Source organism: Piscibacillus salipiscarius (assembly GCF_042685285.1).
GTDB lineage: Bacteria > Bacillota > Bacilli > Bacillales > Alkalibacillaceae > Piscibacillus > Piscibacillus salipiscarius.
This window is the reverse complement of sequence record NZ_JBHUMZ010000019.1, coordinates 134,923-149,442: the sequence shown is the minus strand read 5'-3', so window position 1 is coordinate 149,442 and position 14,520 is coordinate 134,923. Positions and strand designations below refer to the sequence as shown.

Below are 14,520 nucleotides of genomic sequence, written 5' to 3'. Positions count from 1 at the left end.
ATGTGTTTAGACAATTAAAGAGAGTTTTTGTTTCTTTAATCGTTGCGATTATTGCGTTTTACCCATTATTTACTCCTGTTGCTTTTGCGGTAGACTCTTGGTCTGGTAACCCGTGGACAGGAGATACATGGGAAGGCGATCCATGGGAAGGTAAGACTTGGGATGGGTCGAACTTACAGTGGGAAGGTGATCCATGGGAAGGCAACGGGACAGAAGGCGAAACTTGGAATGGTGAAGGAACACAAGGTGAAGGCTGGAATAGTAATCCCATGCAGAGTTTCAATCCTGGTAACCAGTGGCAAACCCTGCCATGGCATTTACAAGGTTGGACAGCAAACGGATACTTAGCTAATCCATGGTCTCAGAATGGCTTTAATGGCTCCGGAACAACGGGAAGCCCATGGTTGCAGAATGGATTTAATGGCTCTGTAACAACCGGAAATCCATGGTTACAGAGTGGGTTTAACGGAACTGGGACTCAAGGTAATCCGTGGGTGTTAAATGGAATAACGGGTGCTCCATTCAGTGGTATTGAAACTACAGGTAAATTAACAACTGGTGACTCGTGGAACTTAAATGATTTTTTACAGAGTGATGGTTATAAAGTTGGAAAGTATGTAGCTAAAGATGTGGTCTTAGGTCAAGTCGAGCTTGCTGGTGATTTTCTAAAACATCAAGCCATAGTAGAAGCTGGCGGAACTTCGAAGTTTGGCCTAAGTTCAGTTACAGGATTTCGTACCAATCTTTTAATAAACGGATTAAAACTTAAGTATGATGGTCATGCATTCTTTGATGCTTATGAAACTGGAGAAAAAGTAGCATTAGGTGTAGAGGGAATAAAGAAATTTAGAGATATTCAAAATGTTACACAAACCACTAGTGGAATCGGTGATCTGAGATCGGCTGCAAGTATTACCGCCTCCTCACCTACTTTTGGTGCTCTAACTAAATTGAATATTGCAGGGGCTGCAGTGGGGACAGGATTTTCAATATTGGATACTGCAGGGAGTATTGCCAATTTTAACGACTTAAGTGGTTCAGGTGCTACTGGATCTGAACTCACAGCTGCAGGTGCTAAAGTTGGTGAAGGTGTAGGTAGTACCTTGATGAATGCTGGTGTTATAGCCTCTGCAGTTCCTGGAGGGCAGTTAGTAGGTGCTGGAATGGTAGCAACTGGAGCCGTAGTGTGGCTTGGATCAAAGGCAACTGGAGCTATAGCGAGACGTTGGAAAGGTAGCGTTAAAGAAACTGCAAAATCTATGTGGAATGGTGCTAAAGATAAGGCTAGTAATGCCATCAGTAAAGTGAAAGGTTGGTTTTCTTAAATGGCGCGGATGATTTCCTATGTATGATGATTCTCTTTTAATAGTAGAACAAAAAGCTAAACAGTTTAAAAAACTCTTTGAGACATATTGGCTTGACGATAAAAAGCTTTCTTATAAAGGTAACATTTACCATAAAGTGTTTTATAAGAAGTATAACACTGTCAACGGTGGAATCATTTTCACACCAAACGATGAAAATATTACTAAGGAAGAGTACTTAGAAGCATTTGAGTTATTCGTGCTTCTAATAACTAGAACAAACTCTACCAAGGAACACGGAAATTATAAAAACAAAGCAAGTATGATTGGTTTTGAAAATACAGAAGCTCACTTAAAAGCATTATTAAAACGTGAAAGTCTTATTGAAGATGAAAAGAAACTTATGGACATATTGATTAATATGTTAAGGGAAATGATTAATTTGCAAGACCAGCTATCAGATTTAATGAATCGATTTAATAGTTTCCTTAAGTCAAAAGAACCCAATAACATTTATCACCCCGAAGACGTAGATGTTTTATTAAAGATGAATGCGGAGCTAGATTATATACAAAATCAACAAGGTAATTTATCTATCGATTCGGTTGACTACTTTAAACAACTTGAAGAGGTTATTAAGAATAAACCAAGCATGTTTACAACTGCAGTTAGACGATATGTTTCTGAGTTTACTAAGGATAAGGAAAAAATGATAAAAAACCTAAAAGAGGTTACACAAATAGACACATCAAATATTAATGGTAAAGAAGATTATATTAATGCTTATATAATAGAGCATGTTGATCGACAAAGAGAACTAAATAAAGGCTTACTAAAAGACTTAAGGTATCCAAAAGGGTTATTAGAGGTCATGTAAAAACAAAACAATTAAGTATTAGCTGGTTATAAATGCTGTAGTTAATGGAGTGATAGGAGAAGTATAATGTTTCCGTTAAAGGTATTACAAGAAGCAAAAAAACATAAAAAGCTATTTGAAAAATACTGGGTTCACCCTTTTTATCTTCACTTAAATAGTACCGATTTTTATTTAGTATTTTTTACTCGTTTTTATAGCAAAAAAAGCGAATTAATTGTATCTGCGACAACAAATGAAGCCGATCAAGCAGATTATAATAGAGCACTCGAATACTTAGTATTCCTCTTAAATAATGGTGCTAGTATAGTTGATAACGGCAACTCAAGGAAAAAAAATTAATATGGTAGGATTTGAAAAAACAAAGGCTTTTCTAAAGGAAGTATTAGACAGAAATGTTTTGAACGAAGATATAAAACCGTATTATGAGAATACCTACAATATCTTAACAATAAATTTGAATTTACAAAAGGAAGTAATTAATTTAGTGGATCAATATGATTCATTCATTAATAAAAAGCGTGGTGAGGATAATAATAGATTCTTTCCTGATGATGTAGATTTTGTACAATCTATTTTAGCTCAATTAGATTATATACAGTATAAACAATTGGGTAATTCTATAAAAGGTTTTGATGATTTCTCCTATATCAATGAAGATTTAAACACTAATAGTAGAGTGCAAGAATATGTAACACCAGAAGTTAAAGGGTATATAAAAGAATTTTCAAAGGATAAAGAGGTACTGCATCAAGAAATTCAAAAAATTACTTATTTTAAAGAACAAGATAAGTTAACAAAGGAAGAACATATAGATAAAGTCAAAGAAAGATATAATGAAATGCAACGAACTTATCTTCAAGGCTTGAAGGAAGACATAAGAAACCTTGACTAATCACTCACAACTTGTAGGAGTGAAAAGATGTTTCCTCAAAAGATAATTAAAGAAGCAGAAAAGTATAAAAAAGTTTTTGAAAAGTACACGATTAACCCTAACTTTCTTCAATTGAATGGGAAAGATTTTTACTTTGTTTTTTATAGAAGATTCAAAAAAGACACAGAAATGATACTAACATCACCTGATAACGCTTTTAAAGAGGAATACCATAGAGCCTTTGAGCTACTAGTTTATTTTCTAACTAACGCTTCAAGTATTAAAAGAAATGGCACAGAAAGAAAAAATATAAATATGATCGCTTACGAAAAGACAAAATCTTTCTTGAAAGACATTGCTAGGGATACCGGCACGATTAATAAACCAGTTTTTGATAAGTGTTTAAATACAATTACTAGTACTTTGAATTTACAGACAGAGTGTATTGAACTTGTAGAAGAGTATGAATCATTTATGAAGAAAAAACGTGAAGTAGATGGGAATCGGTTTTTCCCAGAAGATGTTGATCACATACAAACTATTTTGGCAGAGTTAGATTATATACAATTCCAACAGCTAAACAATGAACTTAATACTTGTGATGAATTTACAATAATTTATGATGAGTTACATTCTAATAACCTATTAAGAGGTTATGTTACTGCTGAAGTTAGAAGGTATATTAAGGAGTTTTCAAAAAGCAAAGATAGACTTGAGCGAGAAATACGTAAGATTACTTACTTTGATGATCAAGAAGACTTCATGAGAGAAGAGCATATCCGAGCATTTAAAGATAGCTATAAAGAGATGCAACAAAGGTATTTAAGTAAATTAAAATGTAAGGCTAGGAATTTTGATTGTTATTAAGGGCTTAGTTTTATAAATTGAGAAAGGGTGATCTTTTGTATTCGCAACCAGCAGTAAAAAAAATAGTAAAACAGCATAAAAAGCTTTTTGAAACTTCATGGGTCGATGATAAAAAATTATCTTATAATGGAAACTTATATCATATGGCCTTTTATAGTAGATTTGGGAAAGATACGGGCGGAGTGTTTTTTTCGGTGGATGATCAACACATAGATAAAGATGAGTACTTAAAGGCTTTTGAATCTTATGTGCTTTTAGTCTCGAGAATTTCTTCTACCAAAAGGCATGGCACGTACAGAAAAAATATAAATATGATAGGGTTTCAAAAAACGAGAACACACTTGGAAACATTACTAGAAGGAAACCTAACAGAAAAAGAGCAGGGTATTATTAATGCTTTAATTAATATGTTGAAAGAAATGCTCAATTTGCAAGATCAATTGTCTAACTTAATGAAGCGATTTAATGACTTTATCCAATCAAAAGAACCTAATAATATCTATGAAGCGGAAGATGTAGATGCAGTGTTAGAGATGAATGCAGAGTTAGATTATATACAGAATCAACAAATCAACTTATCCATTGATTCTGTAGACTATTTTAAAGACCTAGAACAAGTAATTAAAGATAAGCCAGAATTGTTTACAGATGAGGTTAGACGATATGTCTCTGAATTTACTAAAGATAAGGAAAAAATGATAAGTGAATTAAATGAAGTTACTCAAATAGATACAACAAACATAAGTAACAGAGATGAATATATAGCAGCTTATATTGAAGAACACATTGAAAGGCAAAGGAAATCGAATATAGAAACAATAAAAGAATTAAGGTACCCTACAGGCCTATTACAATATTTTAATTAGCAGAAATGAAGACACTTGAAATCTATAACCAATTAAGGAGGATAATAGCTAATGAATAAAATTAAATCTGAAGAAGGTTCGGCGACAATTGAATTTTTAGGGATTGTTCCATTAGCTTTTATCCTACTAGCAATCATGATTCAGTTCATCGTGAGTGTTCATGGTGTGATTGTAGCGCAATCAGCAGCAAATGAGTATGCAAAGGTGTATTCTGTTACAGAAAATAACAGTGAAGCGAAAATCGCAGCTGAATCAATCCTAGACTCTACTAATTATCTAGGAGGAATAATTAGTAGAACTGACACTACAAGTAGAGAGTTCTCGACGACGGTTAATGCAAGTATTCGTTTGATTTTCTTACCGGAACAAATTTTTGGAACACAAACGCCTACGATTAATTTTACAGCTGAAGCTCATAGTAGGGTGATTGAGTGATGAAGAAGATATTGAATAATGAACGTGGAAACATTGCGATATTTGTATTAGGCCTTCTTATAATAAATATGGTGTTGTTCGTCTTTGTTCTAAATTTAGGAAGTGTGTTTGCGACGAAGGAAAAATCTGCTTCCATTGCACAACAAGCGAGTATGGTCGCGACTAGTGTTTTTTACGAAGAGGTAAGAAACGCTATCGACGAGTATGAAGAGGAAACATTAGAAGGAGCTTTACATGCTTTTTTCGAAGACTTTGAAGAAAAAGTCTCTAACCGTAAAGAACATCTAGAAACCTCAGGTGGATATGTTGGATGGTCTTTAAGAGAGATAGAAATAGAAGCATTTGATCAGGTCTTAAATGAAGAATTAAATAGCTCAGACTATCGAGTTGAACTTGAGGGATTCTTGGAAAGTAGAGTGGATAAACAAAAAGTCATTAGAAGTATTAAACGTACTATTCAAAAGAACGATGGACTATTAGAAGATGCTCAACTGGAAATTAAGAATAATAGATTTCATGTAAAGGCTTCTAAAGAGTTTACGGCCACAACATATAGCAATATTATTGAGAATTTTCAAGATAATGTGTATCAAAACTCCTCAGGACCTAAAATTGATTTTTTAGAGGATATATGGGGAAATCCAAAAACAATTAATTTAGAAGAATAGGAGACGAATTTGAATGAAGAATTTAATGAAGGGTTCAGTGTTAGTTCTGTTATTATCATTAGTATTAGCTGCATGTAGCGGTTCTGAGGAGCAGGAAGAGATTATTAGTTACCATAATGATTTAACTGAGTTTAACGATGAAGTACTGAATGAAATTGAAGAAGTCCTACAACAAACAGAAACAGCTGCAACTGTAGAAGAGAGTTATGAGATTCAGAAAGAGTTACCCGACCTTGTTGGGAAAATGCTAACTAACCTTGAATCTAAGGACCCGGAATCAGAAAGTGTAAAAGAGTATCATGATTTACGAAAGAAACAAATAACTGCTTGGCATGAAGCTATGAAACTTGAAGTGGATATATTAGGTCAGTTGGCTAATGGTGAAATGACTGAGGAAGAAGCTAACGAAGCTTCAAAAGAAATCGATAAATTAATGGTAGAGTTTGATGAATTAACTCAAGAAGTAGAAAACAAGATTGTAGAGTTTGAAGAAGAATATGATATTGAGTTTGAAGAAGAAGAAATTTAGTTAGTAGGAGAATATATAAGTTTTAAAAAATCTAATTGAGGTGTAAATATGTTTAAATCCGAAAAAAGTATTAGACGACTTTATCTGTTTTTAATGATTTTCACATACGGTATCTATATACCTGTTACGCTTGTTGAATTAATTAATGGTACAGCTTCAAATGCTTCTTTAATTACAGCTGTTGTATTAGCGACAGGAGTACCTACTATGAGAAAAAGGCATCTAGAATCAATTAAGAATAAAGAATATAATTCAAATGTTTAGTTTGAGTTTAGGGGTAAATAAATATGTTAATGGTTTTACTTGTTATTTTAATTACAACCGTACCACTAATTTGGTTATTATTCTCGGTTGTAGACTATAAAAGAGGTAAAATAGCCAAAGTTAAGTGGAAAGGGCCATTAAAGCTCTTTTTAACTCTTGCATTATTAGTTTTAATCCATGCAATATATTTAAACATTAGATATAACATCCCAATCTTCATCAACCTTCATTCTGCAAGTATAGCTTTAATAACGGTTTTAATTATTGGAGGAGTTTTCTCCTTAGCCAATATCATAACTACTTTAAAAGTAGGAAGAACACACTACCATAATCCTACCCTAATGTGGAAATTCATAGGGGTATTCATGTTAGTCATGCTGACCATTATAATTTGGTTTCTACCTGCTGGAGAGAAAATGAAATACGTTAGAGATCTCAATTTTGCCTATGAAAAGTTGAATGAGAAAGATGAGGATATTGCTGTTATTTTAGCTTCTTCAGAAAGCAATTGTTTGCGAGCAGAAAGCACTCGACCAAGGTATACTTGTGATAGCTATGCAAATGTATTTTATGTTAAAAATAATTTCGATCAATCAAAAGAAGTGCAATTAAGTTTTAGAGTTTTTAATAGGCAAGAAGAGGAACTAGAGGTTATAGAGTCTCATATTATGAAATTAGAACCAGAAGAAATTAAGTTGGTTATTACAGATGAAACTCAAGAATTGAATAATTCTTGGAGTCAATATTCTTTTGAAACTGAAGAGACAGTTCATTATTATCAATATAAAAAAAGGTATAGAGATATTGATTCAGATAATAAGAATTAATGGTTGTAACAAATAGTTTAATTGGCAGTATCATTATGAATAAAGCCTCCGCACACCTGCGAAGGCTTCATTTTATTTATTCTTCATTAATCCCAACTTGATCAAAGCCACTTGCTGTCGCTTGGGCTTCTTCGCTTCCTTCACCGTATAAGTCAATTGCCGACTGAACAATGACTTGGCGAGCCTCTTGGAAGTTAGAGTTTGGTGTTAGGTAATGAACAAGAGCACGATAATAAATGTTACCTAACGCTTCTCGTCCGATTTCCTGTGCGGTTAAATACGCGGCATGGTTAATAATGGATGAGTTAATGTGTACGCCTCCATTATCAAGGTACCAAGGTAAATCATAAAATTCATCCATATGTGATGGATACATACCGTCACCATTTCCATATGGCACATAGGCCTCGTTAACTGGGAATTTACTTGGGTCACTTAGGCTACGAAGTGCAGTTCGTCCGTCTTCAACAGCACCAGGTCCCATAATATCTTCACCTAACTCCCAGTTTTCATCATCAATAATAGCTCCGAAAATATCTGCGAACGACTCGTTTAACGCACCTGATTGACCTCTATAAACCAGGTTAGCCGTATTCGAAATAACGCCATGAGTCATCTCGTGTGCGGCGACATCAAGTCCAGCAGATAGCGGAACCATAAAGTCACCATCTCCATTACCGTAAGTCATGTTACGCCCGTTCCAAAAGGCATTGTTGTAGTTGTTTCCAAAGTTAACGTAAGAGACGATGGCCATTCCTTCATCATCTAAAGAGTTTCGGTCGTGTTCTTCTTTATAGTAATCATATACTTGTTCGGAGTTATAATGCGCATCAACTCCTGGTGCATCTTCCTCACTGTTGAAAGCTGCACTGTTATTGGTGACGAGCTCACCTGTTTTATAATCATATGTTAGAATGCCTTCTAGGCCCTCATGGGAGTGGTCGGCAAGCATGAAATGAGTGCTGTCTCCATCTGCTTTAACTCGAGACATGTGTAAATCTCCTCGAAGTTCACCGTGAACACCTGTTCCAACTCCTGTGTGATCTTCCATTTTATATTCTTCTAGTGGGTGTAATGCATTAAATTGATCGATGACTTCTCCTGTATGTGCATCGACATACACAAACCAGTTACCTGGCTCGTCCGATAAGAACGTCACGTTTACTTTATGAGCTAGATATTGCTCCCCTTCAAATGGATAAATGACTAGTTCAGATCTTGGTTCATATTTTAATTGGTCTGGTGCTTCGACACTTGTTTTCGCAATATCAATAGCTTTTCCTTCAGATAGTTTTGGGTTCGTATTTAATTGATTAACGTCCGTATCTTGGCTGACATGACCATTCGCAGCGACAACTTCGTTTTGTTTGTTAAAGTGAACGATGACTTCGGTGCCTTCAATTGGTATTCCATTTTTCTCCTGATTAAATCGGATATGCGTCATGCCTAGTTCGTCTTTTTCAACGTTTTTAGCCTGGAGCTCCTGCTGAGCGCTCTCTATATTAAGTTTATCTTTATGCTTGTTTAAATAGGCTTTGGCATTTTTAACGCTACTCTTTGAAAAGCGTTCTTTCTGCATTTCCTTAACAAAGATAGGAACATGATCCTTAAAGTCTTTCGTTTGTTGTTGTGCCATAACATTCGGAGCTTGTACATCTCCTTGGATGAGTGCGTGGCTTGTTTGAAAACCACCCAAAATTAACGTTGATGCTAAGACAACGGATGTTGCTTTACGCATTTTCATAAAATAACCCCTCCCAATCTATAGTTAATAGATATTATAGATTGGAAGAATTAGGTTGTCATGATGATTTATTATTATATTTAGAAAATTAAAATAATAGCACTTTAGTGTTAGAAATAAAGCAATCACAACTGGGAAAAGTGATTATACTAAGCTGTTAAGAGGGAGTATTACTATAGTATGATAGTTCGTTAATCGAAATAATATGGTTAATGAGTACTAGAGAAAGTCATTTTGATAGTTTGTAAGTTTTTCCTTTGACAAAGCGTTCAATCCTTAATATGATAATGTATGTCATTAATTCCGACAAAATTTATCAGAAAAAGGAGAATTAATATGGCGACAACAACAAGAGTACAGCCTGTCAACGAAGTTAAAGATCCTGTGAAAGCTAAAGACACAGGTTTAAATAAACCGCAAACTAAATTAATCATAGGTGGGTTAGCTGTTACAGCTATACTTATGGTGTATTTGATGATGACCCAATCATCCATGCAGCCCGTACTATTAATACTTGGTTTATTACTAGGCTACACGCTATTCCATGCTAGATTTGGTTTTACGTCAGCCTTTCGCCGCCTTGCATCGGTTGGAAACGGTCAGGCACTTCGGGCACATATGTTGATGCTTGGAGTGGCCGTAACGTTGTTTGCTCCAATCTTGGCATTTGGCCTTTCGTTCTTTGGAACAGGTGCAGCCGGCTATGTCGCACCTGTAGGGATTAGCGTATTAGTTGGTGCGTTCATGTTCGGAATCGGCATGCAGCTAGGTGGCGGTTGTGCATCTGGTACGCTATACGCTGTTGGTGGCGGGCGTACGGTGATGCTCATCACGTTACTATTTTTCATCGTAGGTGCAACGGTAGGAGCTGCGCATTTACCATTTTGGACAGAGGAGCTGCCTTCGATGGAAGCTTTCTCAATTGCGACATCAACTGGTCTAGGGTACGGAGGTGCCTGGGCTGTGTCGATTGCGTTATTTGGATTAATTGCCTGGATTACGCTTGTCGTAGAACGTAAGAAAAAGGCTCCGAAAATGGCGCCACTACCAACAACATCAGGTTGGAAACGTATTTTCCGTGGTTCTTGGCCTCTATTTGCAGCTGCGATCGCGCTTGCTGTGTTAAACGCGTTAACACTTATGACGCGAGGCAATCCATGGGGCATTACGTCGGCATTTGCCTTATGGGGATCTAAAGCAGCAAGCTTCTTTGGGGTTGACGTCGCTAGCTGGAGCTACTGGCAAGGTGCTAATGCTCAGGCATTAGAAGCATCTATATTTGCGGATTCAACAACTGTGTTAAACTTTGGTGTTATTTTAGGTGCTTTCTTAGCGTCAGCTGCAGGAGGTTTATTTAAGTTTTCTAACCTTACTAAAGGAAATGTGACGGCAGCAATCATTGGTGGTCTACTAATGGGTTACGGCGCACGCTTAGCCTTTGGTTGTAATATTGGTGCTTACTTCGGCGGTATTGCTTCATTTAGTTTACACGGTTATGTATGGGGAATCATGGCTTTAGCCGGTACTTTTATCGCATTATATCTAAGACCACTATTCGGATTATCCGTACCAAAACCAAAAGATTCATTCTGTTAAAAAAGACCTCTTATTGCACATAGCAATAAGAGGTTTTTCCATATCTTTGTAGAATTAAAACATAACAAATATTTTAGGAGGTATGGGAATGTCTGATGCGGGTACTTTAGAACAGAGGATTAATAGTCTTCACGAAGAGTTGGCTGCTAAAAAGAAGGAATTATTTGAGCTGATGAAGCAAGAGGGAAAAGTGGTCATTGATAATTATGAGTTACTGGACAGGGAAGGTAACAAAGTGACGGTCGATAAGCTATTTGGTGATGCTGACACGTTATATGTTATTCAGAATATGGGTAAGTCTTGTAATTATTGTATGCTTTGGGCGGATGAAATCAATGGAATCCTTCACCATTTAGAAAGCGTGGCGCCGGTTGTTTTGGCTTCATCCGACGAACCTGATGTCATGGCTGAATTTGCGGATCAGCGTAAGTGGCGATTTAAACTAGTTTCTACTGCACAATCTAAATTCAAACAAGCATTAGGTTTTGAAACTTCAGATGGTGCACCTCAGCCTGGCGTATCCATTCTGAAAAAAGACGAAGATGGTCAGATTTATCAATACTCATCAGCTCCATTCGGCCCAGGAGATTCATTCTGTGGTATGTGGTCATTCATAGATTTACTACCAGAAGAGGAAAGTCAGTGGGCGCCGAAAAAGGCATATTAATTTCTGTGAGCTTTTGCGCCTATGTTGGGTGCAAAAGCTTTTTCTAATGCAATGTCTCATATATTTGCCGAAATGTCCTATAAATCGGCTTTAATGTCTTATAAATTAAGTCTAATGCCCCTTTTCGACAAAAATCGATTCCGCATTTCGTTTACAAATGTCTCATAAAAGGTTTCTGATGTCCCATAAATTTTATTTTTATTGAAGTTGTAGCTAAAATCATAAAATCTTTAGGGTCTAATGATAAAACCTTGGAACATATAATCCTTTCTCGTTTTTAAGAGAAATGTGAAGTTCTAAATCATAGTTAATAGCGGCATAAAAAACTTCCTGTACATCTAAAATACCACGCTTAGCCAGTTCTTCTTTTAACCACGTTTCATTCAAACTAAATGATTTTAAAATACTTGTGTAAATTTCCCCTTCCATAACGACAGGTAATGATATGCTAGGCTGGCCTCCATCAAGCTGCATATCTTCAATTGTAATGGGCCTTTTTGATGGTTTTAATAACACACTTAAACTTCCATCAGATTCGATGATGGCTGTTTGGACATCATTTAGGTCAAACACGTTTTTTTCTCTTAGCAGCTGAAGGATGTTATCAATTGAGTAGCGAATGCGTTTTAGATTTTGATTTAACAGCTTGCCGTCTTGGACTACTACGGTAGGTTCAAAAGTTAGGTAGCGGCCAATTTTTCGGTTCATTATTTTGAGTTTAGCTACTAACCTTTGCAACATAGCAATTGCGATTAGTGCAACGACTGTGTATAAATGTTCAATGGATGGGTCAGCTATATCCGCACCTACTAAAGAGCCGAGTGAAATGACAATTAAAAAATCAAATATAGGGAGCTCACCTATTGCTCTTTTCCCCATAAAAATCGTGACCAATAATAAAAGTGGCAAGATCGTTATAATTCTTCCAAGTACAATCAATGTTTCTTTTAAAGTTTCATCCATAAATAAGGCTCCTTAAGCTGTCTTAATTGTATTTTGACCTAATCTCAAGACCTCATGCACAGCTATACGATGTATGATAATCTAAAATTATAGAAAAATTTAAAAAACAGAGGTGGATTCAGGTGACACATATTAAACATGCGATTCAAGATGATTACCCGAACAGTTTTGCTCATTGCTACGGGTGTGGACGGCTAAATGAAGAAGGGCATCAATTTAGAACTGGCTGGGAAGGAGATCAGACCGTTACATATTATGAGCCTGATAAGAAATACACGGCTATTCCTGGGTTTGTCTATGGAGGGTTTCTTGCATCTCTCATGGACTGCCACGGGACAGGTTCAGCTTCATTAGCACTTCATCGCAAAAAGGGGAATGAACCAGGTGACGGAGTGGATGCTCCAAGGTTTGTGACAGCTTCTTTAGAAATTAAATTCACAAAACCAACACCTCAAGGAAAGGTCTTAAAAGCTGTGGGAAAAGTTGAAGAAGTTCGGGAACATAAATTTAAAACGGATATTGATGTTTTTGCTGGGGAAGAAAAAGTCGCTTCAGGATCAGTTGTGGCAGTAGTTATGCCAGAAAACTTTACTCAGTAACATAATCTAGAGTGACGTAGCGCATGCTAATAAAAAAAGGAGAAGTTCAGAGTGGATCGTATGAAAACCCTGATCTATATCGGCTTAATTTTATTGATTTTAGTAGCGCTTGTCACACGTTTTACTTAAGGAAGAATATTTCTACTCATTTAGTAAAAAATAATTTTAACTAAATTTGAGTAGAGGTGAACGTAGGTGGGAAATAATTTTCCGAAATGGATTGAAGCCTCCTTACACACGTTAAAGAGTTTAACAGATGGTGAAAAAGAAGATATACATGTAGGCGAAGCAATGGCATGCTGGACTTACCTTGCGTTCGTTGAAAGTATTATTGTTTATGAAGAAATTAGTTTAAACATGACAAAAAATAAAGAAGTTGTTGACTTTGTGAATGAAGCTTTGAAAGTAGCTAACTCTCATAAAAAAGAACTGCGAAGCTTTATGATTGATGAGGGAGTTACACTTCCTGCAGCTCCTGAACATAAACCGAAATCAGAACCAGAAGCTGTGCCAGAGGGTGCTAGAATGACGGAGAATGAAATTATGAATACCCTCAGTATTAATTTTGTATATGCGAGTAATTTATGTAGTGGCTCTGCAAGTCAAAGTGTGAGGACGGATGTTGGCCTTATGTTTTTAAAGTTTCATATTGATAAATTATCGTTAGGTATGAAGGCAAAAAGTTTAATGCGAAAACGTGGCTGGTTAAAGGTTCCGCCTTTTTACCATCCACCAGGTGCGCCTTCTAAAAATCGATAAATATAAAAACTCCTCTTTCCGTTTCGTAAAAAGAGGAGTTTTTAATATAGAAACTACTTAATTATTCCGCAGGTTCAAAGTCTTTAAGAGACTTGACATCCATATAAGCTGGAACGGCTAAACCAATTTTTGCACCTTCATAAGCTGGTCCTAGGTCGACAAATTCACCTTCGTGTTTTTTATAAAGCTCACCATGAGTTGTTGGCATCCATGGTGATAGTCCAATCAATCATCTAAATCCTCGCGATATTTGAAATATTGTTTTTTAATCTCTGGGTGATCCTCGAAAAAGCGAATGAGCGATGAAATGCAGAAGGTCGTTTCTTTTCCGATATGATGCTCAATCCCTTCTACTTCTTCGTAAATATTTTCAGAATCTATTTCAAACACACGGAAAAAATCTTCAAGAGTCTGGTGTTTATCCACGATGTCTTTAGCTATTTTTTTGCCTTTTGACGTTAAGACAAATCCGCGATATTTTTCATAAACGCCAAGACCTTGACGATCCAATCGTTTCATCATTTTAGTCACAGAGGAAGGTAGGACATCTAGGTGTTCTGCTATATCGGTTGCGCGTGCGTAGCCTTTTTCTTCAAACATCAAATAGATAATCTCTAAGTAATCCTCCATGTTGGGTGTTGTAGCCAAACAGCTTCCTCCTTTAACGATCTCTTTATCTTTATT

General features: G+C 36.1%; 19 protein-coding genes. 15 read left to right on the top strand and 4 right to left on the bottom strand.

Annotated features, from left to right (window positions below; genetic code table 11):
- Positions 1–2 precede the first annotated feature (2 nt).
- The 11 genes from ACFSW4_RS07730 (at position 3) to ACFSW4_RS07680 (ending at position 7,508) form a co-directional block, all read left to right on the top strand.
- The gene (locus ACFSW4_RS07730) at positions 3–1,325 is read left to right on the top strand and encodes a hypothetical protein (RefSeq protein WP_377328499.1); all 1,323 of its coding nucleotides are present in this window, start codon (positions 3–5) and stop codon (positions 1,323–1,325) included.
- Between the two features lie 19 nt (positions 1,326–1,344).
- Positions 1,345–2,181 carry a hypothetical protein gene (locus tag ACFSW4_RS07725; protein ID WP_377328497.1) on the top strand — a complete coding sequence of 279 codons (837 nt, stop codon included), beginning with the start codon at positions 1,345–1,347 and terminating at the stop codon, positions 2,179–2,181.
- 66 nt (positions 2,182–2,247) lie between these two features.
- Positions 2,248–2,520 carry a hypothetical protein gene (locus ACFSW4_RS07720; RefSeq protein ID WP_377328495.1) on the top strand — a complete coding sequence of 91 codons (273 nt, stop codon included), beginning with the start codon at positions 2,248–2,250 and terminating at the stop codon, positions 2,518–2,520.
- Complete coding sequence (locus ACFSW4_RS07715) at positions 2,489–3,073, top strand: hypothetical protein (protein WP_377328493.1); 585 nt, start codon at positions 2,489–2,491, stop codon at positions 3,071–3,073. Before ACFSW4_RS07720 ends, ACFSW4_RS07715 begins: the two co-directional genes overlap by 32 nt.
- Before the next feature lie 27 nt (positions 3,074–3,100).
- A complete protein-coding gene (locus ACFSW4_RS07710) occupies positions 3,101–3,919 on the top strand; it encodes a hypothetical protein (protein ID WP_377328491.1) in 819 nt (272 codons plus the stop codon).
- Positions 3,920–4,113: 194 nt separating this feature from the next.
- Positions 4,114–4,785: a hypothetical protein gene (locus ACFSW4_RS07705; protein ID WP_377328489.1), complete on the top strand. Its 672-nt coding sequence runs from the start codon at positions 4,114–4,116 to the stop codon at positions 4,783–4,785.
- 51 nt (positions 4,786–4,836) lie between these two features.
- A complete protein-coding gene (locus ACFSW4_RS07700) occupies positions 4,837–5,220 on the top strand; it encodes a TadE family protein (RefSeq protein WP_054752475.1) in 384 nt (127 codons plus the stop codon).
- On the top strand, positions 5,220–5,888 hold the full coding sequence (locus tag ACFSW4_RS07695) for a Tad domain-containing protein (protein WP_377328487.1): 669 nt from the start codon (positions 5,220–5,222) through the stop codon (positions 5,886–5,888). The genes ACFSW4_RS07700 and ACFSW4_RS07695 overlap by 1 nt, the downstream gene beginning before the upstream one ends.
- Before the next feature lie 13 nt (positions 5,889–5,901).
- Positions 5,902–6,417 (top strand): hypothetical protein, encoded by a 516-nt coding sequence (locus tag ACFSW4_RS07690; protein ID WP_054752469.1) that lies wholly within the window; start codon positions 5,902–5,904, stop codon positions 6,415–6,417.
- A 48-nt stretch (positions 6,418–6,465) separates the two neighbouring features.
- The gene (locus ACFSW4_RS07685; RefSeq protein ID WP_054752467.1) at positions 6,466–6,681 is read left to right on the top strand and encodes a hypothetical protein; all 216 of its coding nucleotides are present in this window, start codon (positions 6,466–6,468) and stop codon (positions 6,679–6,681) included.
- 23 nt (positions 6,682–6,704) lie between these two features.
- Complete coding sequence (locus ACFSW4_RS07680; protein WP_054752465.1) at positions 6,705–7,508, top strand: hypothetical protein; 804 nt, start codon at positions 6,705–6,707, stop codon at positions 7,506–7,508.
- A gap of 76 nt (positions 7,509–7,584) precedes the next feature.
- Here ACFSW4_RS07680 and ACFSW4_RS07675 read toward each other — a convergent pair whose 3' ends face one another.
- Complete coding sequence (locus tag ACFSW4_RS07675) at positions 7,585–9,252, bottom strand: M4 family metallopeptidase (protein WP_377328485.1); 1,668 nt, start codon at positions 9,250–9,252, stop codon at positions 7,585–7,587.
- 336 nt (positions 9,253–9,588) lie between these two features.
- Between ACFSW4_RS07675 and ACFSW4_RS07670 the strand changes: the two genes are divergently transcribed.
- A complete protein-coding gene (locus ACFSW4_RS07670; protein ID WP_377328483.1) occupies positions 9,589–10,848 on the top strand; it encodes a YeeE/YedE family protein in 1,260 nt (419 codons plus the stop codon).
- A gap of 88 nt (positions 10,849–10,936) precedes the next feature.
- The gene (locus ACFSW4_RS07665) at positions 10,937–11,515 is read left to right on the top strand and encodes a DUF899 family protein (RefSeq protein WP_054752459.1); all 579 of its coding nucleotides are present in this window, start codon (positions 10,937–10,939) and stop codon (positions 11,513–11,515) included.
- A gap of 237 nt (positions 11,516–11,752) precedes the next feature.
- On the opposite strand, the gene ACFSW4_RS07660 is transcribed toward ACFSW4_RS07665, so the two are convergent.
- Positions 11,753–12,478 carry a DUF421 domain-containing protein gene (locus ACFSW4_RS07660; protein ID WP_054752458.1) on the bottom strand — a complete coding sequence of 242 codons (726 nt, stop codon included), beginning with the start codon at positions 12,476–12,478 and terminating at the stop codon, positions 11,753–11,755.
- Between the two features lie 122 nt (positions 12,479–12,600).
- On the opposite strand from ACFSW4_RS07660, the gene ACFSW4_RS07655 reads away from it, so the two are divergent.
- Entirely contained in the window at positions 12,601–13,077 is a 477-nt protein-coding gene (locus ACFSW4_RS07655) for a PaaI family thioesterase (protein ID WP_054752456.1), read from the top strand.
- 195 nt (positions 13,078–13,272) lie between these two features.
- Entirely contained in the window at positions 13,273–13,836 is a 564-nt protein-coding gene (locus ACFSW4_RS07650; RefSeq protein WP_377328481.1) for a DUF3231 family protein, read from the top strand.
- A 61-nt stretch (positions 13,837–13,897) separates the two neighbouring features.
- On the opposite strand, the gene ACFSW4_RS07645 is transcribed toward ACFSW4_RS07650, so the two are convergent.
- Together ACFSW4_RS07645 and mntR are read right to left on the bottom strand one after the other, a co-directional pair.
- The gene (locus ACFSW4_RS07645; protein ID WP_377328479.1) at positions 13,898–14,065 is read right to left on the bottom strand and encodes a glycine betaine ABC transporter substrate-binding protein; all 168 of its coding nucleotides are present in this window, start codon (positions 14,063–14,065) and stop codon (positions 13,898–13,900) included.
- Positions 14,062–14,484 carry a transcriptional regulator MntR gene (gene mntR, locus ACFSW4_RS07640; protein WP_377328477.1) on the bottom strand — a complete coding sequence of 141 codons (423 nt, stop codon included), beginning with the start codon at positions 14,482–14,484 and terminating at the stop codon, positions 14,062–14,064. The genes ACFSW4_RS07645 and mntR overlap by 4 nt, the downstream gene beginning before the upstream one ends.
- Positions 14,485–14,520 lie beyond the last annotated feature (36 nt).

Excerpts from the sequence above, each read along its gene's own strand:
- ACFSW4_RS07725 (WP_377328497.1), top strand. The coding sequence starts at position 1,345 with ATGTATGATGATTCTCTTTTAATAGTAGAACAAAAAGCTAAACAGTTT.
- ACFSW4_RS07700 (WP_054752475.1), top strand. The coding sequence starts at position 4,837 with ATGAATAAAATTAAATCTGAAGAAGGTTCGGCGACAATTGAATTTTTA.
- ACFSW4_RS07675 (WP_377328485.1), bottom strand. The coding sequence starts at position 9,252 with ATGAAAATGCGTAAAGCAACATCCGTTGTCTTAGCATCAACGTTAATT.
- ACFSW4_RS07660 (WP_054752458.1), bottom strand. The coding sequence starts at position 12,478 with ATGGATGAAACTTTAAAAGAAACATTGATTGTACTTGGAAGAATTATA.
- ACFSW4_RS07710 (WP_377328491.1), top strand. The coding sequence starts at position 3,101 with ATGTTTCCTCAAAAGATAATTAAAGAAGCAGAAAAGTATAAAAAAGTT.
- ACFSW4_RS07685 (WP_054752467.1), top strand. The coding sequence starts at position 6,466 with ATGTTTAAATCCGAAAAAAGTATTAGACGACTTTATCTGTTTTTAATG.
- ACFSW4_RS07665 (WP_054752459.1), top strand. The coding sequence starts at position 10,937 with ATGTCTGATGCGGGTACTTTAGAACAGAGGATTAATAGTCTTCACGAA.
- ACFSW4_RS07670 (WP_377328483.1), top strand. The coding sequence starts at position 9,589 with ATGGCGACAACAACAAGAGTACAGCCTGTCAACGAAGTTAAAGATCCT.
- ACFSW4_RS07680 (WP_054752465.1), top strand. The coding sequence starts at position 6,705 with ATGTTAATGGTTTTACTTGTTATTTTAATTACAACCGTACCACTAATT.
- ACFSW4_RS07695 (WP_377328487.1), top strand. The coding sequence starts at position 5,220 with ATGAAGAAGATATTGAATAATGAACGTGGAAACATTGCGATATTTGTA.
- ACFSW4_RS07720 (WP_377328495.1), top strand. The coding sequence starts at position 2,248 with ATGTTTCCGTTAAAGGTATTACAAGAAGCAAAAAAACATAAAAAGCTA.
- ACFSW4_RS07690 (WP_054752469.1), top strand. The coding sequence starts at position 5,902 with ATGAAGAATTTAATGAAGGGTTCAGTGTTAGTTCTGTTATTATCATTA.